Source organism: Pseudomonas sp. R15(2017) (genome assembly GCF_002112685.1).
Taxonomy (GTDB): Bacteria; Pseudomonadota; Gammaproteobacteria; order Pseudomonadales; family Pseudomonadaceae; genus Aquipseudomonas; species Aquipseudomonas glycinae.
Map to the genome: position 1 here is coordinate 197,585 of NZ_NEII01000012.1, position 22,123 is coordinate 219,707.

General features: G+C 60.5%; 23 protein-coding genes. 10 read left to right on the top strand and 13 right to left on the bottom strand.

The features are described 5' to 3' along the window. Positions 1-36 precede the first annotated feature (36 nt). From CAF77_RS23545 to CAF77_RS23555, 3 genes are all read left to right on the top strand, one after another. Complete coding sequence (locus tag CAF77_RS23545) at positions 37-633, top strand: LysE family translocator (RefSeq protein ID WP_085655349.1); 597 nt, start codon at positions 37-39, stop codon at positions 631-633. Positions 634-738: 105 nt separating this feature from the next. Then, complete coding sequence (locus CAF77_RS23550) at positions 739-1,434, top strand: tRNA (adenine(22)-N(1))-methyltransferase TrmK (protein WP_256576179.1); 696 nt, start codon at positions 739-741, stop codon at positions 1,432-1,434. A 54-nt stretch (positions 1,435-1,488) separates the two neighbouring features. Further along, complete coding sequence (locus CAF77_RS23555) at positions 1,489-1,653, top strand: DUF2986 domain-containing protein (RefSeq protein WP_084776984.1); 165 nt, start codon at positions 1,489-1,491, stop codon at positions 1,651-1,653. A 42-nt stretch (positions 1,654-1,695) separates the two neighbouring features. Here the strand turns inward: CAF77_RS23555 and CAF77_RS23560 are convergent, their stop codons facing one another. Then, positions 1,696-4,074, bottom strand: coding sequence for a DUF3772 domain-containing protein (locus tag CAF77_RS23560; RefSeq protein ID WP_085655347.1), 2,379 nt, complete (start codon positions 4,072-4,074; stop codon positions 1,696-1,698). A 158-nt stretch (positions 4,075-4,232) separates the two neighbouring features. Between CAF77_RS23560 and CAF77_RS23565 the strand changes: the two genes are divergently transcribed. From CAF77_RS23565 to CAF77_RS23580, 4 genes are all read left to right on the top strand, one after another. Further along, positions 4,233-4,574, top strand: coding sequence for a hypothetical protein (locus CAF77_RS23565; RefSeq protein WP_085655346.1), 342 nt, complete (start codon positions 4,233-4,235; stop codon positions 4,572-4,574). A 99-nt stretch (positions 4,575-4,673) separates the two neighbouring features. Beyond that, the gene (locus CAF77_RS23570; RefSeq protein ID WP_085655345.1) at positions 4,674-5,930 is read left to right on the top strand and encodes a TolC family protein; all 1,257 of its coding nucleotides are present in this window, start codon (positions 4,674-4,676) and stop codon (positions 5,928-5,930) included. Beyond that, positions 5,927-7,174 carry an efflux RND transporter periplasmic adaptor subunit gene (locus CAF77_RS23575; RefSeq protein WP_085655344.1) on the top strand — a complete coding sequence of 416 codons (1,248 nt, stop codon included), beginning with the start codon at positions 5,927-5,929 and terminating at the stop codon, positions 7,172-7,174. Before CAF77_RS23570 ends, CAF77_RS23575 begins: the two co-directional genes overlap by 4 nt. Next, positions 7,171-10,341, top strand: coding sequence for an efflux RND transporter permease subunit (locus CAF77_RS23580; RefSeq protein WP_085655343.1), 3,171 nt, complete (start codon positions 7,171-7,173; stop codon positions 10,339-10,341). Before CAF77_RS23575 ends, CAF77_RS23580 begins: the two co-directional genes overlap by 4 nt. 63 nt (positions 10,342-10,404) lie before the next feature. Here CAF77_RS23580 and arsH read toward each other — a convergent pair whose 3' ends face one another. The 6 genes from arsH to CAF77_RS23610 all read right to left on the bottom strand — a co-directional run bounded on the left by arsH (position 10,405) and on the right by CAF77_RS23610 (position 14,503). Continuing rightward, positions 10,405-11,094, bottom strand: a complete 690-nt coding sequence (gene arsH / locus CAF77_RS23585) for an arsenical resistance protein ArsH (protein WP_085655342.1) — start codon at positions 11,092-11,094, stop codon at positions 10,405-10,407. 11 nt (positions 11,095-11,105) lie between these two features. Next, positions 11,106-11,576, bottom strand: coding sequence for an arsenate reductase ArsC (locus tag CAF77_RS23590; protein WP_011333821.1), 471 nt, complete (start codon positions 11,574-11,576; stop codon positions 11,106-11,108). Between the two features lie 25 nt (positions 11,577-11,601). After that, the gene (locus CAF77_RS23595; protein WP_085655341.1) at positions 11,602-12,885 is read right to left on the bottom strand and encodes an arsenic transporter; all 1,284 of its coding nucleotides are present in this window, start codon (positions 12,883-12,885) and stop codon (positions 11,602-11,604) included. Between the two features lie 22 nt (positions 12,886-12,907). Beyond that, positions 12,908-13,255 carry a metalloregulator ArsR/SmtB family transcription factor gene (locus CAF77_RS23600; RefSeq protein WP_085655340.1) on the bottom strand — a complete coding sequence of 116 codons (348 nt, stop codon included), beginning with the start codon at positions 13,253-13,255 and terminating at the stop codon, positions 12,908-12,910. Positions 13,256-13,371: 116 nt separating this feature from the next. Beyond that, positions 13,372-13,992, bottom strand: coding sequence for a LysE family translocator (locus tag CAF77_RS23605; protein ID WP_085655339.1), 621 nt, complete (start codon positions 13,990-13,992; stop codon positions 13,372-13,374). A 43-nt stretch (positions 13,993-14,035) separates the two neighbouring features. Continuing rightward, complete coding sequence (locus tag CAF77_RS23610; RefSeq protein ID WP_085655338.1) at positions 14,036-14,503, bottom strand: metallophosphoesterase family protein; 468 nt, start codon at positions 14,501-14,503, stop codon at positions 14,036-14,038. A gap of 968 nt (positions 14,504-15,471) precedes the next feature. On the opposite strand from CAF77_RS23610, the gene CAF77_RS23620 reads away from it, so the two are divergent. Continuing rightward, entirely contained in the window at positions 15,472-15,948 is a 477-nt protein-coding gene (locus tag CAF77_RS23620) for a hemerythrin domain-containing protein (protein ID WP_085655336.1), read from the top strand. Between the two features lie 90 nt (positions 15,949-16,038). On the opposite strand, the gene CAF77_RS23625 is transcribed toward CAF77_RS23620, so the two are convergent. Then, positions 16,039-16,563 (bottom strand): hypothetical protein, encoded by a 525-nt coding sequence (locus CAF77_RS23625; protein ID WP_064381903.1) that lies wholly within the window; start codon positions 16,561-16,563, stop codon positions 16,039-16,041. A 176-nt stretch (positions 16,564-16,739) separates the two neighbouring features. Beyond that, positions 16,740-17,681: an aromatic alcohol reductase gene (locus tag CAF77_RS23630; RefSeq protein WP_064381902.1), complete on the bottom strand. Its 942-nt coding sequence runs from the start codon at positions 17,679-17,681 to the stop codon at positions 16,740-16,742. 96 nt (positions 17,682-17,777) lie between these two features. On the opposite strand from CAF77_RS23630, the gene CAF77_RS23635 reads away from it, so the two are divergent. Continuing rightward, positions 17,778-18,233 (top strand): helix-turn-helix domain-containing protein, encoded by a 456-nt coding sequence (locus CAF77_RS23635; RefSeq protein ID WP_064381901.1) that lies wholly within the window; start codon positions 17,778-17,780, stop codon positions 18,231-18,233. A 44-nt stretch (positions 18,234-18,277) separates the two neighbouring features. On the opposite strand, the gene CAF77_RS23640 is transcribed toward CAF77_RS23635, so the two are convergent. Together CAF77_RS23640 and CAF77_RS23645 are read right to left on the bottom strand one after the other, a co-directional pair. Beyond that, entirely contained in the window at positions 18,278-19,195 is a 918-nt protein-coding gene (locus CAF77_RS23640) for a helix-turn-helix domain-containing GNAT family N-acetyltransferase (RefSeq protein WP_085655335.1), read from the bottom strand. Between the two features lie 57 nt (positions 19,196-19,252). Then, the gene (locus CAF77_RS23645; RefSeq protein WP_085655334.1) at positions 19,253-19,945 is read right to left on the bottom strand and encodes a phytanoyl-CoA dioxygenase family protein; all 693 of its coding nucleotides are present in this window, start codon (positions 19,943-19,945) and stop codon (positions 19,253-19,255) included. Positions 19,946-20,133: 188 nt separating this feature from the next. On the opposite strand from CAF77_RS23645, the gene CAF77_RS23650 reads away from it, so the two are divergent. Beyond that, positions 20,134-20,580 carry an anti-virulence regulator CigR family protein gene (locus CAF77_RS23650; protein ID WP_085655333.1) on the top strand — a complete coding sequence of 149 codons (447 nt, stop codon included), beginning with the start codon at positions 20,134-20,136 and terminating at the stop codon, positions 20,578-20,580. A gap of 79 nt (positions 20,581-20,659) precedes the next feature. Here the strand turns inward: CAF77_RS23650 and CAF77_RS23655 are convergent, their stop codons facing one another. Further along, complete coding sequence (locus CAF77_RS23655) at positions 20,660-20,920, bottom strand: hypothetical protein (RefSeq protein WP_085655332.1); 261 nt, start codon at positions 20,918-20,920, stop codon at positions 20,660-20,662. A gap of 138 nt (positions 20,921-21,058) precedes the next feature. Further along, positions 21,059-22,111, bottom strand: coding sequence for an FAD-binding oxidoreductase (locus tag CAF77_RS23660; protein WP_085655331.1), 1,053 nt, complete (start codon positions 22,109-22,111; stop codon positions 21,059-21,061). Positions 22,112-22,123 lie beyond the last annotated feature (12 nt).

Below are 22,123 nucleotides of genomic sequence, written 5' to 3' on the forward strand. Positions count from 1 at the left end.
GACCATGACCTCCTGTTTTGATTCGGGAGCCCTGTCATGGAATCGTTGTTGCCTTTTCTGCTGTTTTCCTTCGTCGCCTCGATCACCCCGGGGCCGACCAATATTCTGGTGATGAGCCACAGCTCGCGGCGCGGTCTGACGGCCACCGTGCCGATCATCTTCGGTGCGTGTGTGTCGGCGGCGCTGGTGGTGTTGGTGGTCGGACTCGGCGTGGGGGAAACCTTGCTGCGCTATCCCCGCGTGCAGCAGGCGATGGCCTGGGCCGGGGTGTTGTGGCTGAGCTGGCTGGCGTGGCAGATCTTTCGCAGTACGCCGCCCTCGTTGGACTCGGCGACAGCGGCCGATGAAGGCTTCAGCGTGTTCGGCGCCGCAGGGCTGCAATTGATTAATCCCAAGGTGTGGATGATGGCCGTGGCGGTGGTGAGTGTGTTTGGCGGCAACGGCGACGACAGCGCGCGGATGCTGCTGTTGTCGGCGGTTTTTCTAATGGTCTGCCTGCCGTGCATGACGGCGTGGGCGCTGCTGGGCGTGGGCAGCGCGCGGTTCTTTGGCTCGCCACGGGCGTTTCGGCGCATGAATGCCGTGCTGGCGGTTTTGTTGTTGCTGTCGGCTTGGTTGGCGGTGTTGGTCTAGCCGTGGCGTTCGGTCACATAAATTTGAAATGCCCGCCGTTGCCCCCCAGAATCGCGCCCCGATCCGGCCACCAGTGCCGGGCGTTCAAAGTGAAAGGGGTTGCGGTTGAACGAACAGACATTGTCCATGCGCCTGGAGCGGGTGGCGGCGCACGTGCCCGCCGGTGCTCGGCTGGCCGATATCGGCTCGGATCATGGCTACCTGCCGGTGGCGCTGATGCGCCGTGGTGCGATCGCGGCGGCGGTGGCGGGCGAGATGGCCGAGACGCCGTTCCGTTCGGCGCAACGCACCGTGCGCGAAAACGATCTTGAACAGCAGATCACCGTGCGCCTGGCCAACGGCTTGAAGGCCATCGAACCGGCAGACCGGATTACGGCAATTACCGTGTGCGGCATGGGCGGCGAGACCATCCGCGACATTCTCGACGCCGGCAAGGCACGCCTGAGTGGCCGCGAGCGCCTGATCCTGCAACCCAACGGCGGCGAACAACCGCTGCGCCAATGGCTGATGGACAACGACTACCGAATCCTCTGTGAAGAAGTGCTGCGGGAGAACCGCTTCGACTACGAAATCATCGTGGCCGAGCGGGGCGGGCCGGTGGCGTATACCGCCGAGGAACTGTACTTCGGGCCGCTGCAATTGCAGGCGCGCAGTCCGGCGTTTGTCAGTAAGTGGCAGCATCGGCTGCGGCACAAGCAGCAGACATTGGCTCATTTTGGGCGGGCACGGCATGGCGTTTGCGAGCGCAAGGTGCAGGATCTGACGCAGCAAGTGCGCTGGATCACTGACGTGCTGGGGTGAAGCACGCCCAACGCTGATATCATCCAACCACTTTCAAGCAGGCCAAAAAACACCATGAACCGTCAGAAAAAACTGCAACAGCTCTTCAAGGAAAAATCCAGAAAGGCCAATGCCAAACTGGCACCCAAGAGCAACAAGCCGAAGTACATCAGCAAGGCGGATCGTCTGAAACTGGCGACTGAAGTGGTTCCAGAGTCAACTGACACCCCTGAGGCCTGATCGAGCGGGCGCACAGCGATACAGACCCCATCAGGTTTTTCCTCAGGTACTCGGCGGCTTCGCCAGCTCAATCCCCGCCGCCCCCAGCCGTTTGAGAATTTCGAACAACAGATCACTCTTGGTCGTCCCGACAATCCTCGGGCTGGCCACATACCCGGTCACCGTCAACGTAATCCCTTCCGGCGTCAGCTTGCTGAAGCGCACGAACGGTGCCGGTTTCTCGAGGATGGTTTCGTGTTCCTTGTAGGTGTCGAACAGCAGGTTCTGCACCTGTTCGGGGTCGATATCCAGCGGGAACATCAGTTCCAGCGTCGCCACGCCCTGGGCGCTGCCGCCGAGGGTGACGTTGCGCAGGTTCTGCGAGATCAGTTGCGAGTTGGGCACGATCACGATCGAGCGGTCGCTGAGCTGGATTTCGGTGGCGCGCACGTTGATCCGGCGGATGTCGCCCTCGACGCCGCTGATGCTGATCAGGTCGCCGACCTTGACCGGCCGTTCGGTGAGCAGGATCAGCCCGGAGACGAAGTTCTTCACGATCTCCTGCAAGCCGAAGCCGATGCCCACCGACAGGGCGCTGACGATCCACGCCAGGTTGGTCCATTGCACGCCCAGTGACGACAGGGTCAGCAGGATCACCACCGCATAACCGATGTTGGAAAACAGCGTGCTGAGTGAGGCGCACATGCCCGGGTCCATATCGGTCTTGGGCAGGAACTCGTTGTCGAGCCAGCGGCGCAAGGCGCGGATCAGGTAGATGCCGATCAGCAGCGCGAGCATCGCGTTGAGCAAATGGCCGGGGACGATGTTCAGTTTGCGCAGGCCAGCGCCGCCGAGGATCGTGCCGATGTTGTTGGCCAGTTGGCCCAGGGTGGTGCCGATCCCGCCGACAAACAGCGTGATGACGGCCAACAGCAGCAGCGCAGCCCTACCGAAACCGGCCAGCAGGGTCGAGGCCTGTTCGAGACGCCGATCACCCACGCCGAGCAGCTGTTTCAGCGCCTTGCCGCTGGAGTGGCGGGGCGAGAAGAAGTACTCGCAGCTGTCCTTGAGCAACTGCATCAGCAGGTAAAACCCGGAAAACACGATAAACGCCCAGACCAGTTCGTAGGTGATGAACCGCGCCAGCGACACATACCCCGTCAGCAGGGTGCCGAACGACAGCACCATGGCCAGGGTGGCCACGGTGTAAATCACCCCGGCGAAGGTGTTGCCCGCCACTTGCGTATCCCCGGCCGCCGCCAACACTTTGCGCACTTTACCGACGCGCATCAGCAACGTTGTGATGATGACCAGCACCACCAGCGCAATGATGCCTCGGCCTGCGAGCACGATCTGGCTGCTCATGCCGGAGGCGTTGCTGACCTGCACCGCCGTCACCAGCACCAACAGCGCGGCGGCGAGGATTCGCGCAAACGGCTGCAGCGCGTTTGCCACCTCGTCAGCCACCGCCGGCAAGCGCCACGACGGGTGCTCGGTGGACAGCAGGGCGCGGCTGAGCCCTGTGATCAGCACGCAGGCATAAACCACTTTCCCGAACTCATCGGAAAATGTCGCCAGCATCGGCGGCAACGGCACGTGACGGGTGCAGGCGTAATAGAGCAATTGCAGGGCGATGGCGGTGGTTGCGAGTGTCGCCAGCGCGGAAGCGAAAGCCAGCGAACTGCGGCGCAGCCGGCCTTCCGGCATGCGGTGAATGCACACCCACGCCAGCCAGCGATCGGCCAGCCGCCGGCCCAGCGTCCAGACGACGAAGGCCAGCACCACCAGCAGGGCGGTGTAAAAACGCTGGCCGGGTTGCCAGGCTTCGGCACCGGTCTGTTGCACCTGTTCGACGAAAAAGCGCAGACGCTGGCGGTCGTCCGCTGACGGATTGACAAGGGGAGCCCAGAAACCGGGATTAAGAATGCTGTCGGTGCTGAGCGTCAGTTCGCTTTCGAGCAAGGTGCGGCGGATACCGGCGATCTGGGTGATCAGCTCCGTGGCGCTTTGCTTGAGGATGGCGAGGTTCTTCAACGCCGTATCGACTTTGGTTTTTTGCTCGATCAACGTCGCCCGCTGCGCCGCGATATCGGCTTGTTCGGCAGCGACCGCTTCGGCCGGCGCGGCACCGAGCACGCCCAGTTGCACGGCCAGTTGCGCCTGCTGCGGCAACAGCGACGCCGACAGCCGATCAATGTCCAGAATGAACGTCTGCACCCGATCCTGCGGGCCTTCGAGCTGGTTGTAATTGTTGGCGGACGAGATTTGCTGCTTGAGGCCGTCGAGGCGCAGTTGCAGGGCTTGCAGATCGCTTTGCGAGACGCCGGGGAGCGGGGCGCCGACATCGGGCGTGCCGGGCAAGTCGGCGGCCGACACCATCGAGACACCCGGACAGAGCAGCGTCAGGGTGATGAACATCAATGACTTCAATGCATTACGCATGGGAATGGGCGAGTCCGGTTGATCACACAAGCATTGAGGTTAGGTGATCGGGCGCCTGCTGCATCATTTTCTGCTGCTAATCCTGGCTTAATGCGTGTCCGGTGAGATCGCCGGGCAGCCGATTGTAGGCGCCCGTTTTCACGACTAGACTCCCGGCCATGAAACGCTATCTGCGGTTTTGTCTCGTTTTCCTGATCAGCCTGGCGCTTCCCCTCAGCGGGATGGCGGGCGTGCAGGCACCGACAGAACCGTGCCCGATGCAAACCATGGGCATGGCGATGATGGACGGCATGAACATGGATTGCTGCAAGGACATGAAGAGTCCTGCCGACCATGGCTCCCCCTGCAAACCCGGCCAGGAGTGCAAGACCGGCGGCCTGCTGCAAGTCGCGATCCTCAAGCCGCCCGTTACCGTATTCAGCCCTGTCACGCATTCGTTCTTCAGTGATTCCCTGCCGCTAGAGGCCCCGTCCGGGGTCTGGCGACCGCCCCGCACCTGATTCCTGTCTCCCCTTGAAGCTCATTCCGCCCAGGCGGAGTGATTTGGCTGTGCGCGTGTTTTTCGCCGCGCGCAGTGGACGATCACAGGAATCGTAAACATGACATTCAAGTGCAATTGCACGGGTTGGCCTCTGGTGGCCGGCCTTGCGGCAAGCGTGCTCGCGTGGCCGGGTTTCGCCGCCGCGCTGACACTCGATCAAGCGCTGCGGCTGGCCGAAAACAATGCGCCGTCGCTGACCGCACAAGATCAGAAAATCCAGGCCGCCAGCAGCGCGGCCATTCCGGCGGGCGAGTTGCCCGATCCCAAGCTGTTGCTCGGTTTGCAGAACTACCCCGTGGGCGGCCCGGATCGCTGGAGCGTCGATCAGGACTTCATGACCATGCAGATGGTCGGTTACCGGCAGGAGATGCCCAACGCAGACAAACGCAAGGCGCGCATCGAAGTTGCCGACGCCGCTATTGAGCGCGCGGCGGCCGAGCGCAGGGTCGAGCGTTTGAAGGTGCGTCAGGCGACAGCGCTGGCGTGGATCAGCGGCTATTCGGTCGAGCGTAAGGAAGCGCTGTTCCGGGATCTCTTCAAGGAAAATCGCCTGCTGAGTGAGACCGTCCGGGCGCAGATCGCCGGTGGCCGCGCGCAACCTGCCGACGCAGTGACGCCGAAACAGGAAGCGGCCCGACTCGCCGAGCAACAGGACAACCTGACCCTCGAGCGTACCCTGGCCCGAGCCGCGCTCAAACGCTGGATCGGCACCGCCGCCAACGACAAGCCCGAAGGCGGTTTGCCCGTGTGGCCGGTCGATGCCCCGACCTTCAATCATCAACTGCAACACCATCCCGAACTCGCTGCTTTCGCCCCCATGACCCGCGAAGCCCAGGCCAGGGTGCAAGAGGCGGTGTCCGAGAAAAAGTCCGACTGGAGCTGGGAGGTGGATTACCAGCACCGGGGGCGCGAGTTTGGCGACATGGTCAGCGTGCAGTTTTCCTGGGATCTGCCGCTGTTTCCCGAGACGCGGCAGAACCCGAAAATCGCCGCCAGACAGGCCGAGGTCAGCCAACTGCAAGCCGAGCGCGAGGCCCTGTCCCGCGAGCACACCGAACAACTGGAAAACCAGTTGGCCGATTACCAGCGCCTCGATCGGGCCGTACGCCGCACCGAAGAAAGCCTGGTGCCGCTGGCCAGAGAGAAAGTCGATCTGAGCCTGGCCAGTTATCGCGCCGGCCAGGGCGATTTGAACGCGGTGGTCAACGCCCGCCGCGAACTCATCGAGGCCCGCCTCAAACAGATCGACATGGAAGAACAACGCGCGCTGACCGCTGCGCGTCTGCATTTCGCTTATGGGGAGAGCAGCCTGTGAACCGTAATCAATGGAACGGCGTGTGGCTGGCCGGCCTCGCGCTGGCGGTGGGCGTGGGTGGCGGTTACGGATTGGCCTATCAGCGAATGAACGGAGTAGCGGCTTCAGCCCCGGCGCCGAGCACTGAGCCCAAGGCCTTGTACTGGTATGACCCGATGTACCCGCAGCAGAAGTTCGACAAACCGGGCAAGTCACCCTTCATGGACATGCAACTGGTGCCCCGATACGCCAGCGGCGAGGAGGGCAGTGCGACCGTCAGCATTGATCCGGGGCTGAGTCAGAACCTCGGTCTGCGTGTGGCGCCGGTCAGTCGCGGCGCCTTCACCTCAAGCCTCGATGTGAGCGGTGTGCTGGGGTTCAACGAGCGCGATGTCGCGGTGATCCAGGCGCGCACCAATGGGTTTGTCGAGCGGGTTTACGCCCGTGCGCCGGGGGACGTGCTCACGGCTGGCACGGCGTTGGCAGACATTCTCGTGCCGGAATGGACGGCGGCCCAGAGCGAGTTTCTGGCGCTCAGGCGTAGCGGCGATGCCGACCTCATCGCGGCGGCACGCCAGCGGTTGCGACTGACCGGGATGCCAGCAAGCCTGATCGCTCAGGTCGAGCGCAGCGGCCAGGTGCAGTCCGAACTCACGGTCACCAGCCCTTTGGGCGGTGTGCTGCAAGCACTCGACGTGCGGGCGGGCATGACCGTGGCGAGCGGTGAAACCCTGGCGCGGGTCAACGGGCTGAACAGTGTCTGGCTCGCTGTGGCGGTGCCGGAATCGCAGACCGGTTCGGTTGCCGTGGGGCAGGCCGTCGAAGCACGCCTGCCGGCCTTTCCCGGCAGAGTATTCAACGGAACGGTCAGCGCGATTCTACCGGACACCAACCCGGACAGCCGAACCCTGCGCGTCAGGGTTGAGCTGACCAATGCCGACGGCCGATTGCGGCCGGGGATGACGGCGCAAGTGCGGTTGAACCGATCGACCGGGCAAGACAGTTTGTCGGTGCCCAGCGAGGCAGTTATTCGCACCGGCAAGCGGGCATTGGTCATGCTCGTCGAAGACGCTGGGCACTATCGCCCGGTGGAGGTGCGCCTCGGTCAGGAAAGCGACGGCAGAACGGTGATCCTCGAGGGCCTGGCAGAAGGGCAGAGCGTCGTGACGTCCGGCCAGTTCCTGCTCGATTCGGAGGCCAGTCTCAAGGGCATCGTCGCCGAGCCGCTTGAATCGGGCGGGAACGTTTCGGGGAGCCAGCCATGATCGCCGCGCTGATTCGCTGGTCCGTCGCCAATCGTTTTCTGGTGCTGCTGGCGACGCTGTTCGTCACGGGTTGGGGCGTGTGGTCGGTGCAGAACACACCGATCGATGCGCTGCCGGATCTGTCCGATGTGCAGGTGATCATCCGCACGCCGTACCCCGGACAGGCGCCGCAGATTGTCGAGAATCAGGTGACCTATCCGCTGACCACCACCATGCTCTCGGTGCCGGGGGCGAAAACCGTACGCGGTTATTCGTTCTTCGGTGACAGCTTCGTTTACGTGCTGTTCGAAGACGGCACCGATCAATACTGGGCGCGCTCGCGAGTGCTGGAGTACCTGAGTCAGATCCAGAGTCGCCTGCCTGCCGGCGTCAAACCGGGATTGGGTCCGGATGCGACCGGCGTCGGCTGGATCTATCAGTACGCGCTGGTGGATCGTAGCGGCGGGCATGATCTGGCGCAGCTTCGGGCGTTACAGGACTGGTTCCTCAAGTTCGAGCTCAAGACCCTGCCCGACGTCGCCGAGGTCGCTACCGTTGGCGGCATGGTCAAGCAGTATCAGGTGCAGCCCGATCCGGTGCGGCTGGCCAGTTTGGGTATCACTCTGGCGCAGGTGCGCGAAGCCATCGGCAAGGCCAATCAGGAAACCGGTGGCGCGGTGCTGGAAATGGCCGAAACCGAATTCATCGTGCGCGCTTCCGGCTACCTGAAGACGCTTGATGATTTTCGGGCTATCCCGTTAAAGCTCGGTGCTGGCGGGGTGCCGGTAACTCTCGGCGATGTCGCAACGGTTCAGACCGGGCCGGACATGCGTCGGGGCATCACCGAGCTGGACGGCCAGGGCGAAACCGTCGGCGGCGTGGTAATCCTGCGCAGCGGCAAGAACGCCCGCGAGACCATCGCGGCGGTCAAGGCCAAACTCGATGACATGAAAAGCAGCCTGCCGTCCGGCGTCGAGATCGTCACCACCTACGATCGCAGCAAACTGATCGATCGCGCCGTGGAAAATCTCAGCCACAAACTGCTCGAAGAGTTCATCGTCGTCGCGCTGGTGTGCGGGATCTTCCTCTGGCATTTGCGCTCTTCGCTGGTGGCGATCATTTCGTTGCCGGTGGGCGTGCTGATCGCCTTCATCGTGATGCGTTATCAGGGCTTGAACGCCAACATCATGTCGTTGGGCGGGATCGCCATCGCCATTGGTGCGATGGTCGATGCGGCGGTGGTGATGATCGAGAACGCCCACAAGAAAATCGAAGCGTGGCACGCGGCCAACCCGGGGCAGGCGCTCAAGGGCGAGCGTCATTGGCAGGTGATGACCGATGCGGCGGCGGAGGTGGGGCCGGCGCTGTTTTTCTGTTTGCTGATCATCACGCTATCGTTCATTCCGGTGTTCACCTTGCAGGCCCAGGAAGGGCGGCTGTTCGGCCCGCTGGCGTTTACCAAGACTTACGCCATGGCAGCAGCAGCGGGACTTTCTGTGACGCTGGTACCGGTGCTGATGGGCTACTGGATTCGCGGGCGGATTCCGGATGAACGCCACAACCCGCTCAACCGCTGGCTGATCCGGATCTATCAGCCGGCGCTGGACGTGGTACTGCGCCGGCCGAAATTCACTTTGCTGGTGGCGCTGTTGGTGTTTGTCAGCGCTGCCTGGCCGATTTCGCGGCTCGGTGGCGAATTCCTCCCGCCGCTGGACGAGGGCGATCTGCTGTACATGCCTTCGGCCCTGCCGGGTTTGTCGGCGCAAAAAGCCGCGCAACTGTTGCAGCAGACCGATCGGCTGATCAAGTCAGTGCCCGAGGTCGAGCATGTATTCGGCAAGGCTGGTCGTGCGGAAACCGCTACCGACCCGGCACCGCTGGAGATGTTCGAGACCACTATCCAATTCAAGCCCCACGATCAATGGCGTCCGGGCATGACCCCGGAAAAACTCGTGGAAGAACTGGATCGCGTGGTGCGAGTGCCGGGCCTGACCAACATCTGGATTCCACCGATCCGCAATCGCATCGACATGCTCGCCACCGGGATCAAAAGTCCCATCGGCGTGAAAGTCGCCGGCAACGATCTGGCCCAGATCGACGCCGCGACCCAGGCCGTCGAGCGGGTGGCCAAAGGTGTGCCCGGCGTCAGTTCGGCACTGGCCGAGCGCCTGACCGGTGGCCGCTACATCGACGTGGATATCGACCGCAACGCCGCCGGCCGCTACGGGCTGAACATCAGCGATGTGCAATCCATCGTCTCCGGTGCCATTGGCGGGGAAAACATCGGGGAAACCATCGAAGGGCTGGCGCGGTTTCCGATCAACATCCGTTATCCACGAGAGTGGCGTGATTCGCCCGGCGCCCTGGAGCAATTGCCGATCTACACGCCTTCCGGCAGCCAGATCACCCTCGGCATGCTGGCGAAGATCAAGGTCACGGACGGCCCACCGATGCTCAAGAGCGAGAATGCCCGGCCGTCCGGTTGGGTGTACATCGACGTGCGCGGGCGGGACATCGCTTCGGTGGTGGCCGATCTGCGTCGCGCCGTCAATGAACAGGTGAAATTGCAGCCCGGTATGAGCCTGAGCTATTCGGGGCAGTTCGAGTTTCTGGAACGGGCCAATGCGCGGCTGAAACTGGTAGTGCCTGCCACGCTGCTGATCATCTTCGTGCTGCTCTACCTGACGTTTGCTCGCTTCGATGAGGCGCTACTGATCATGGCCACGTTGCCGTTCGCATTGAGCGGCGGTGCGTGGTTCCTGTATTTGCTGGGCTACAACTTGTCGGTCGCGACCGGTGTGGGCTTTATTGCACTGGCCGGGGTTTCGGCCGAGTTCGGCGTGATCATGCTGCTTTACCTGAAGAACGCCTGGGCCGAGCGCGAAGAACTCGGTGATCACTCCGAACGCGGGCTGGTCGCGGCGATTCGCGAAGGCGCTGTGCAACGCGTGCGCCCCAAGGCGATGACCGTGGCCGTGATCATCGCCGGCCTGTTGCCGATTCTGCTGGGCAGCGGCACCGGCAGCGAAGTCATGAGCCGCATCGCCGCGCCCATGGTCGGCGGCATGGTCACGGCGCCGCTGTTGTCCCTGTTTGTCATACCGGCGGCGTATCGCCTGATGCGCCGTCGGCGGTTGCCCGCTGAAAACAAGTCACCTCAAAGCGACGATGCTTCCATCCAGCCGTAACCCGGCGACGAAAAAAAACCGGTGCGAACGTTCGCACCGGTTTTTTATTGTGAGGTCTGGTCATCAGATCGACCGCTGATTGACCCGCTGCATCAACTCTTCTGCCGATTCCTTGCGCTCCGAGTAGCGATCCACCAGTTCCGGGCGATCACGCAGCAACAGCGTGAATTTCACCAGTTCCTCCATCACGTCCACCACCCGGTCGTACAGCGCCGAGGGTTTCATGCGGTTGCCTTCGTCGAATTCCAGATAGGCCTTGGGCACCGATGACTGATTGGGGATGGTGAACATGCGCATCCAGCGGCCCAACACGCGCAGTTGATTGACCACGTTGAACGACTGCGAGCCGCCGCAGACCTGCATCACCGCCAGGGTCTTGCCCTGGGTCGGACGCACCGCGCCGAGGGCCAGCGGCACCCAGTCGATCTGTGCCTTGAACACCGCCGACATTGCGCCGTGGCGTTCCGGCGAGCACCAGACCTGGCCTTCGGACCATTGCATCAGTTCGAGCAGTTCCTGGACTTTCGGGTGATCGCCCGGCGCATCGTCCGGCAGCGGCAGGCCCGAAGGATTGAAGATTCGCGTCTCGGCACCGAAGTGCTCCAGCAGGCGGGCGGCTTCTTCGACGAGCAAGCGGCTGAAGGAGCGCGGGCGGGTCGAACCGTACAGCAACAGGATGCGCGGCTTGTGGGCGCCTTCGTCACGCGTGGTTGTTTGAACCAGTGAAGGATCGAGGTTGGGCAAGTTGGTCATGTCAGCTCCGGTTACAGCGTGCTGATGCGGTCGAGCTCGCGCTTGAGGGCATCACGGTCAAGTTCGGCGAAGGGCAGGGCGAGGAAGGCCCGGCAGCGGGTTTCGATTTGGGCGAGGGTGGCGCGGAAGGCGGCATCAATGGTGCGTTCATCGCCGACCACATCCGACGGATCTTCCAGCCCCCAATGGGCTTTCAGGGCCGGGCCGAAATACACCGGGCAGGCTTCCCCTGCGGCCTTGTCGCACACGGTGATGACGATGTCCGGCGGGTTGTCTTCGAAGGCCTCGTTGCCCTTGCTGCTCAACCCGGCGATGGAAATGCCGGCCGCCTGCAACGTGGTCAGGCTGCGCGGCAGCACCTGGCCCTTGGGGAAACTGCCGGCACTGACTGCTTCGAAACCGGCTGGCGCCAAGTGATTGAACATCGCCTCCGACAGAATGCTGCGGCAGCTGTTGGCGGTGCACATGAATAGAACGCGCATGATGATTCCTCTTTCCAGACAGGCGTTAAACGCTCAGGCGCAGGGCCAGGGCAGACAAGGTGATGAACAGAATCGGCAGGGTCAGCACCACGCCGGTCTTGAAGTAATAACCCCAGGTGATGCGGATCCCTTTGCGCTCCAGCACGTGCAGCCAGAGCAGCGTTGCCAGACTGCCGATGGGGGTGATTTTCGGGCCCAGGTCCGAGCCGATGACATTGGCGTAGATCATCGCCTCGCGTATCACGCCGACGGCATCACTGGCCTGGATCGACAACGCGCCCACCAACACCGTCGGCATGTTGTTCATCGCGGACGACAGCAGGGCGGTCAGAAATCCCGTACCCAGCGCCGCGCCCCAGAGCCCGGTACCAGCCAGATAATTCAGTGTCGTCGCCAGATAATCCGTCAGCCCGGCGTTCTTCAGCCCGTACACCACCAGGTACATGCCGAGCGAGAAAATCACGATCTGCCAAGGGGCTTCGCGCAGCACGCGCCGGGTCGAAATCACATGACCCCGCGCCGCCACCGCGAACAGCAGCGCCGCGCAGACTGCGGCAATCGCACTGATGGGAATGCCCAGCGGTTCCAGGGCGAACAGACCGATCAGGAGCAGCCCCAACACGATCCAGCCGACCCGGAAAGTCAGCCCGTCGCGGATGGCCAGTCGCGGATCCTGCAAGTCATCCAGTGAGTAATGTGTGGGTATGTCGCGCCGGAAGAACCAGTACAGCACCCCCAGAGTGCAGGCCACGGCAACCGCGTTGACCGGCACCATCACCGAGGCATATTCGCTGAAGCCAAGGCCGAAATAATCGGCGGAAACGATGTTGACCAGGTTGGACACCACCAGCGGCAGGCTCGCGGTATCGGCGATGAAACCGGCCGCCATGACGAACGCCAAAGTGGAAGCCGCCGAGAAGCGCAGGGCGAGCAGTATCGAAATCACAATCGGCGTCAGGATCAGCGCCGCGCCATCGTTGGCAAACAGCGCAGAAACGGCCGCGCCCAACAACACCGTAAAGGCGAACAGACGCCGGCCATCGCCCTTTGCCCAACGGGCGACGTGCAACGCGGCCCACTGGAAAAAACCGGCTTCGTCGAGCAAGAGGCTAATGATAATGACGGCAATGAACGTCGCGGTCGCGTTCCAGACAATGCCCCACACCGTGGGAATATCGCCCAGGGTCACAACCCCGCTGAGCAGCGCCAGCACCGCACCGAGCGTCGCACTCCAGCCGACACCCAGCCCCTTCGGCTGCCAGATGACCAGCACGATCGTGAACAGAAAAATGGCAAAAGCGAAAAACATGGGAATCCCGAAAGCCTGAGGCTTAGCAGCAAGCGGAGGTGTTGAGCGGGCGATCGCCCATGGCCGCCAGCCGCGCGCTGTTTTCTTCCAGCCAGACGGTGTTGGCGGCGAGCGTGGTTTCAAGCAGCGTGCGAATCCATGCGGGCAAATCAGGGTTGAGCCGGTAATAAACCCACTGGCCCTGACGACGATCCAACAACAGACCGCATGTGCGCAGTTGCGCGAGATGGCGGGAGATTTTCGGCTGACTGTCGTTCAGCGCGCAGACCAGTTCGCAGACACACAGCTCACCCTCACGGGTGATCAGCAGCGTGGCCCGGGCGCGGGTTTCGTCGGCGAGGCATTTGAAAACGGAGGCGGGGTTGAGCATGACGATGCCTTCAGTACATATGGTTGTCCGAATATACGGATATCCATATGTACTGGGCAAGCCTTAGTTTGATGAGGTGGCAGCTCTCGACCGAAGGTGTGTTTAGCGCAGGCGCCTCAACGCTTACTGAACGCCAACCGCGCAGCAAATAACACGAAAATCATCCCGGTGGTGCGATCCATCCAGCGAACCACCTTCTCCCGGCCCAGAAAACCGGACAGCGGCTGCGTCGCGCCAATCAGCACCAGCGACCAGATCAGCCCGAGCACCACATGAATGCTCACCAGCCCGAACGTCCACGGCACCAGCGGCTGACCTTGCGCAATGAACTGCGGCAGAAACGACACATAGAAAATCCCCACCTTGGGATTGAGCACATTGCCCAGCATGCCCTTCAAAAACCAGCTGCCTCCCGGCTTGCCGTCGGCCTCGGCCGGTGCCAGCGAACGACGAGGGCGCAGCAGCATGTTCAACCCCAGCCACGCCAGATACGCTGCGCCGCAATACTTCAACAGGTTGTAGGCCAGCTCCGACACCGCAATCAACGCCCCCAACCCAAACGCCACCGCCGCGCCCCACAACAGACAACCGGCGTTGATCCCCAACGCTGCACGCAAGGCCTGCTGCTTGCCTTCAACGGTGGCCGTGCGCAGCACCAGCGCGGTGTCGAGACCGGGCGTCAGGGTCAGCAGCGTGGCGGCGAGGGTGAAGGCGAGGAGGTTGTCGGCGATGGACATGGCGCGTGGGTTCCCTGTTCTGGATGGGGGGACGGTAGCGGTTTCAGGCGGGGGGATCCAGCAGGAAAATCAGGCGCGGTTCGATGCGCTCTGGTTGTATCTCGAGGATCGCCAGCGTGACCGGCAACTTGAAACGCCGAGGGCCGGCGCTGCCGGGGTTTACGTAGAGACGGTCACCGCGCCATTCGATGCGGGGTTTGTGGGAATGGCCGGTGATGATGAGCTTGATGCCCGGATCGAGATCCGCGGGGACGTCGGCGATGTCGTGGACGAGGAGTGCTGGCCAGCCGTTTAGGGTGAAGGTCAGGAGGTCGGGGAGGTTTTCGGCCCACGGGCTGTTGAGATCGTTGTTGCCGCGCACGGCGTGGACGGGGGCGATTTTTGCCAGTTGGGCGAGGATGTCCGGGTTGCCGATGTCGCCGGCGTGGACGATCTGGTCACAGCCCTGGAGCGCGGCAAGGGCTTCGGGGCGGAGGAGATTGTGGGTGTCGGAGATAAGGGCGGCTTTCATGGGGGGCTCTCCGTTGGTGGTTCGGGTGGGAGTGGCTGGTTTGGCCGTCTTCTGCCCGTCGCGAGACGGAAGAGAACGACCCGATACAGCTCTCAAAAAAGGGACTGATTCGATTTGTCAGCCGCTTTAGATACCCCCGAAACCGAAAAGCCAGAAAGTTAAAGCTCTGCCTCTATGCCCCTCATAATCCGATTCACTATCAAGCTGTTTTCGACAATAAAACAAACTGATAATGGCTGGGATAAACAATAACGTGAACAACCATTGAAACACGTCTGTTGATTTCAAGGTGATCGCCACAAGTAAATTGGTTAGAGTCATGCCAATAATTAATAAGTTGTATCTAATATGTCGACGCTTCGTTGAAGCAAAGCTTTCCCAATCATAAATCAGCCAGTCGTGGGAAAAGTCGTCGCATTTAGGACACCTAAGGCTTGGCGGAAGCTTGTCTGCGATATAACCGCAGCTAGAGCATCGAACTTTCATGGCGCTATCCTGACACTCTCTCATTAGTTGACATGCCATGTCGTGGTAAGCGCGAGATCTATCGAGGGATGACGCGATAGGGTGACGGCAAGCCCGACTAGGATAAAGAGGGTAGCAGGACACAATCTATTTGCCCGTAGTCTGTCCACCGACTGCTTTTGGCTGTGGATTCAGCCGATAGCTGCCATTCTCCAGGGCAGCTTCGGCCAACGGTCATCCCTCTGTTTTTGCGTACAATCCGTTCGCCGCAGAGAGCAAATGGCAACCACTGAGTAGGCTCACTTCCGCTATTTGCAAGAACCTCAACCCACACTCATGCAGAGTGCATGCCTATATTTGGCCATCACTCTGCACAACTCTTTGATTTTTCTAAGACCTTTTGAAGGGGGGCGCTGGCACACAATATGCGAGGTCTGTCTGGAATACCGTGAGAGTTGCCGACCACGTTCGGCAAAAAAAATAATCCGTGATAGAGGCCTCAAATGAACGCCATCGACCTTTTGAAAACTGACCACGAAAAAGTAAAAGGCATCCTGAACCAACTCAGCGAGTCGACCGATCGGGCATTAAAAAAACGCGCGGATTTGTTGGACAAGCTGGAGCTGGAAATCACCATTCATACTCAGCTTGAAGAGCAGATTCTGTATCCCGCTTTCAAGGAAGCAGGCGGTAAAGAGCAGGATGAGATGTACTACGAGGCAAAAGAAGAACACCGCACGGTCGATTCTTTGGTATTGCCTGATCTGAAATCTACCGATCCTTCCAAGCCGGAGTTCGCAGGCCGCGTAAAAGTCGTCAAGGAGCTTTTGGAACGCCATATCGAAGAAGAGGAAACCGAGATGTTTCCTCAGGCCAGAAAGCTGCTGGGCAAGGCAAAGCTCGAGGAGCTGGGCAAGGAAATGGAAGTGATGAAGGCTTCACTCAAGAAAAGCCACGGCGGGGCGAATATGGCAGCCTGAACAAATAGATGATTCTGCTGCGTAATCATAAGCCCGGCTCAATGCCGGGCTTCTCGATTCCAGCCCCTGCGCGAGGGGAGGCCGTTGTGATCAGGCCACTTGGATGAACACGCCCCAAAAGCCGAGCAGCACCCAGAATGACGCGAAAATCCACGGCGTGCGCACTGAAAACAGCAGTGCCTTGCGATAGCCTTTGTGCGTTGACTCGCGCTCACAGAACAGAGGGGATTCGTCATAAGCCATACCCATCACGGGCTCGCTGCGTAACAGTTCACTCTGTTTGTAGTACCAGTGGTCGATGATGTCGTAAGCGGCGCGGATGCCCGGCCACGCGTTGAGTGAACTCAACACGCCCAATAGCGCGAGGAAGGGAGGCACGACGAGAGTGAACATTTTGCCCCACTCGGGATTGAGATTGCCCATGCTGGAGGCGAAAGCAATGACCAGGAATGACTGGGCGGCGAGATAGGCGTCCGTACGGTTGGCCAGGATGCTGGTCTCGTACTGGATTTCCCGACGATAGAAATCCAGTCGTTCTTTCGGCGAGCCAAACATCTTGGCGTTATGTTCTGTAAGTTCGCTGTCGCTGGTATGACTCGTCAGTATTCTTGGCACGAAGAAACGTCCTGGTATTCGAATCCGGAGAACATTCGGAGACGTCGGTCAGCGAAAGGTTCACCTTGTGCGATGAACAGTAAGCGAGCGCAAGGGAGAGGACTGGACGGGTACATCGGCGAGGCATTATGAGGTGCGCTCATCAGTCCTGCAGAACCGTTGAGCGCGAAGTGATTTCAGTTGCCTGCGAGGTTTTCTCGAACCCACTGTTCGGCGCTGGTGACCTGAATGGATTGCTGTTCGTTGAACGTGCCAGCTTTCGGCCAGGCCACGCCTCTGCCTTGTGCAAACACGGCGCGATACTTTTTGATGTGGTGGGTGGGATCTTTTTCGAGTTCCTGGATCAGGTGCTCGACAGTCCAGACGTTGCGTTTGAACGGACGTTCCAGCACCCGTTCAAGGATGCTCGCCACTTGTCCGTAGGTCACGGTGTCGCCGGAAAGGTAGACGATCTGATTGCGAAAACGAGGTTCAAAGAAGACGATTTCGGCGGTCAGCCTGCCGATGTCTTGCGGTGTCGTGAGCGTCACGCTGTTGTCGAGACTGCCCAATGCGTTCACGGCGTCGTTGTCGAAGTCCACGACCTCAAACACCGGCTCGAACAGGAAACTGGTGAACATGCCCGTCGAGATGATGACCCACTCGGTTTTATCCTGGGCGCGAAGCAACTCGCGCACATCGAGCTGAGCATCAAACAGATCCTGCGGACTGCCTCGCCCGATCACCTCGAAATCCACACCAAACTGCCATGGAAAGTAGCGCTTCACACCGGCCTTGAGCGCTGCGGTGGCAAGCTTCATCGGCGTTTCCCGACCCGCGACCATGCCTGCACAGCCGATGACGGTATCGAATCGTGCGAAAACTTCAGCCAGTTGATCGATCGAATCGCTTACCAGATCGGCGGCGACCATTTGAATACCCAGACTCCGCAGCTCATCGATTTCTGCCTTTTTCTCGGGCACCTGAGTACCGATGGTTGAGGCTCTGAGAAGGACACTGATTGTGGAACCGGGTGCGCGTTTTGCGACCTGTGCGAGATTGCGCAAAACCGGCAGGCCGAGTTCGCCGGCACCGAGTACGAGAATCGATTGGGGGGAAAGCTGTATGACTTCGGTCATGATGTCTCCTGAAACCTGCTGTCTGTAAGATGGGCAAATACTTGCACCATTCGACAGCGCCAGTAAGAAGGCACACGTGTGATACCGGGAGGAGAAATGACCGACCAAGAGACTCTTGGCCAGGCAGAGAGGATCTGCCAGACGCTCAGAGACGATGATGACGGCGTCCGGCGAGAAGTCCTCACGCATGCCGGCAGTCGCTGGTCGTTGGGCATCCTGCACGCCCTGGGTGTGTACGGCACGATGCGCCATGCCGAGATCAAGCGACAGATGAGGGGCGTGACTCAGCGCATGTTGACCAAGACGCTGCGCTCACTGGAGCGTGATGGTCTTCTGATTCGACGGGAGTTCGGTGAAGTTCCGCCACGTGTCGAATACGAACTGACGCCACTGGGCATGGGACTTTTGGTCCGTATGTCGCCTGTGTGGACGTGGGTGGTCGAAAACGTCGATGACATTCGCAAGGCACGCCGTGCTTTCGACAGTCAGGTTGAGCAAAAACCTTCGTGGCAAGTCCCTACGCCCATGGCGGTCGATTCAGAGGTGCCTTAGGACGCTATTGTCCTGCCTGACGACGACTCACCGCGAGCATAACCTCACAACTCGATCGCCCAGGTCTGACTCACCAGCTCTTTGCCGAAGCTGTGAATCGGCTCTTCCTCGACCAACTCAAACCCCGCCCGTTGATACAACCGGCGGGCATCCACCAGATTGCTGGTGGTCCACAGAATCATCTTTTTGTAGCCGACATCCCGGGCAAAACGCAGGCATTCCTCGACCAGTCGATTGCCGATCCCCAGGCCCCGCGCGCTGGCATCGACGTAGAGCATGCGCAATTTAGCGGTGGTTTCGTCGTGGCGGATGACGAATACCGAACCCACCACCTTGCCGTCCTTCTCCGCGATCCAGCAGCGCTCGCCGCTGGGGTCGAATTCGCGCAGGTACTTGGCGACGACCTCTGCCACCAGCGCTTCGAACTCTGAATTCCAGCCGTATTCGCGGCTGTAGATCGCAGTCTGCTGATGCACCACCAGGCCCATGTCGCCGGGTTGCGGATCGCGCAGCAGATAGGTCGTCGGCTGGCCGCCCTCGAGCAGCGTCTGTATTTGCCTCATCGAGGCGATCAGTTGCAGTTGCTGCGGTTCGGACAGGCGTTCGAGCAGGGTGATGACTTCTTGTCGCGAGGCCTGTTCCAGCGGGGCGAGGATCTCGCGGCCCAGGTCGGTAATGTGCAACTGACTGGCGCGGGCGTCGGTGATGGAGGGGACTTTCTGGATCAGGCCTTTTTTGTCGAAACCACTGATGAGCCGACTCATGTAGCCCGCGTCGAGGCCCAGCATCTGGCGCAAATCGGTGCTGGTCAGATCGCCCTGGGACGCGAGTTCGTAGAGGATGCGCAGCTCGGTCAGCGAGTAGTCGCTTTGCAGCAAGTGTTCCTGCAACACGCCGATCTGATGGGTGTAGAAGCGGTTGAACTGCCGGACGCTGTCGGCGCGGTCGGTGATCGTGGACATGGCGTGATGCTCATATGTTTGCCTAAGGCAACTATATAGTTGCCTTAGGCAAGCAAGTCAAATGAATGACTTCACGATCCCGAACGCAAAGTCCCCCGAATCGAACCGCTCAGTCGTGTCCATTTGTATGTTTCTGAGTCTCACCGTTTCCAGATGCGTTGAGTAGAGCGCTTCGGAAAACCAGGTGATCAACAGGGAGCGCCGGCGTGCACCGCTGGAGTTCAGGCTGCCGGCGTGGATCAGATCGGCATCGAAGATCAGGATGTCGCCCGCGCTGCCCGTCAGTTGCACCGATCGGGACTCGTCAGTGAAATCGAACGCAAACTCGCCCTGTGCAGGACGGTGGCTGCCGGGGACGATGCGGGTTGCACCGTTTTCCGGGCCGTAATCATCGAGGTACACCAGCGCGTTGACGGTGTCGCCGGGGCGTTGCGCCGACAGGTCGCGGTGCAACTGCTGGTGGCCGCCATTGATGAGTGGTTCGCGGCCCTCGACCTGAGAGAGGAAGAAGCGTTCGTCGATCAACGCGCCCACCACGGTCAGCAACTGTGGCAATCGGCATACGGCTTGAACGGTCGGGTCAGTGTCCAGCTGCGAATGGCGCCAATCGATGCCGCGGGGCACGGGCCATTCTGCGGAAGGTTTCACGCCTGCATCGAACACCGTGCGAAGCGTGTTCAGCCATGCTGGCGCAATTGCCTGGCGCAGCAGCACGTAGCCGTTGCGGTGGAGTTGCTCGCGGTCTGCCACAGATGCCCTCGACTTTGTTGGCTACCGCAGAGCTTAGACAAAAGCGAGAGAGGAATCCGGACGGATGAACGGTGTGCGATCAGTGGCGTCGTCCATCCCGCGTGACCGCAATGACAGGGCCATCTCTCCATACCTGTAAAAAAAACTGACTAGAATCCAAACACACACATTCATTCAAGGAACGACCCATGTCCGGTTTACGCACGTTGATTGCGACCACGACCTGTATTGCGCTGCTGAGCAGTTCGTTGACAGCGCTGGCCGATCCGGGCAACGGAAAGGGGCAGGGCAAAGGCAATCCTCATAACAGCCAGGATCATGGCAATCAGGGGAAAAAAGGCGGGGGCGGTTATCAGGGGCACGGCCCGAGTATCGATCGCGCCGGGGTGATCGGGATTGTGGACGGCTATCGTGACTACTGGACCCCGGGCCCGGCCTTGCCTCCCGGCATTCAGAAGAACCTGGCGCGGGGTAAACCGCTGCCGCCCGGTATTGCGAAGAAGCTCGATGGTCGACTGGTCGGCAGACTGCCGCACTACGACGGCTACGAATGGCAGCAGGTCGGCACCGATCTGATCCTGGTCGCGCTGGCTACAGGGCTGATTTATGAAGTGCTGAATGGCGCCTTTGATTGAAAAAAAGATCTGTCCCCATATGAAAAAGCCCGGCGGATAGGGCCGGGCTTTCGTCGGGTATTGCGGTAAAACCCAGCATTCAGGCGTTACGGCTTTCGATCAGACGGTCAGAACCACCTTCGGCTACCGCATCACTGAACAGCGGATCGGTTTCGGTCGCGGCAACGGCGTCACTGAACAGTGGATCAGTTTCGGTCGCAGCTACGGCATCGCTGAACAAAGGATCAGTTTGAGTCGCAGCGGCAACAGCATCGCTGAACAGTGGATCGGTTTCAGTCGCCGCAAAAGCGTTCAAGGCGAAGAGCGAGAAGGCGATGCCGAGGATTGTTTGGCGTTTCATGGTTCTGTACTCCGTGTGCAGTGGGTTGGTATGGAGCAGATCCTACGCTTTGGATTCGATATGAGAACTTCATTGAGTTAATGGTTGTTATTGATGCGGTCAATGGGAGTGCTCGGCCCGGCCACCGCGGGCTTGTTTTTACGTCTTGAAAAAACGGTCAGGCCGGTATGGCGCCAGGGCAGGTGAAACCTGATCGTCGATCAGCTCGTCACTGACCAGGCGGCCTGCGACTGCCGCGAGTGTGACGCCAGGGTGCATCGTACAAACGTACATTGCGCCGATCCCGGGCAGATAACCGATGATGGGCACGCCGTCCGCAGGCATGGGCCTGAGCCCGATACACGCCAATTCTGGCTCAATGGAAATGATACCCGCCAACTCGTTGCGGATGGCCGCCGCGGTTCGTTGCGCTATGGCTTGCGGGCGGTTCTCCAGGGAGTTGTCCAGATAGTCTTCCGCCGCCAGCAAGATCCCTTGCGAATCCTGTCTGACTTCCATCTCAGGACAGGAGATCAGGGTATTCACCCGATCGGGTTGCATCCTGTAGCGGATGAAAACAGCGGGCGAGGCCTCGATCGGAAGGAATAGGTTCAGAGTTTCAGTCAGTTGCTTGATGCCCGTTCCTGCGGCCAATATGACCACGTCAGCTTCGATGGCACCCGTTGCGGTTTCGACGCCAGTCACCGTTGCATCGCGGAGGGTAAAACCCTGCACTCGGGTATGCACCAGTACCGTCGCTCCAAGAGCCTGAGCACCGGCGATCAACGCATGGGTGGCTTGCACGGCGTCCAATGTGCCTTCCTGTGGATTGTAAAAGGCTTGTCGAGGGGGATTTTTGAGGTTCGGCTCAAGGTCGAGAATTTGTGCTTGAGTGAGCAGGTTGGCTGACGCTTCCAGGTCTGTGCCGGGCGGATAACTCAGGGCGCCCGTCCAATGAATCTTCAGGTCCGGCAGTTCCGCTTCGAGCCGGTGATACTCCTGGATTGCCGCAGCGCGCAGTTGCGCAATGGGATCGGGCCCACTGTGCGACGTGTTGATCCACGCAAACGAGCGCCCGGTCACGCCACTCGCGACCTCACCGGCCTCGATCACAGTGACCTGCGCACCTTTGCAAGTCAGGTGATAAGCGACGGACGCACCCACGATGCCGGCACCGATGACAATCACACGCCTTGCACTCTCTGTTTTCAAATCAACCTCCAG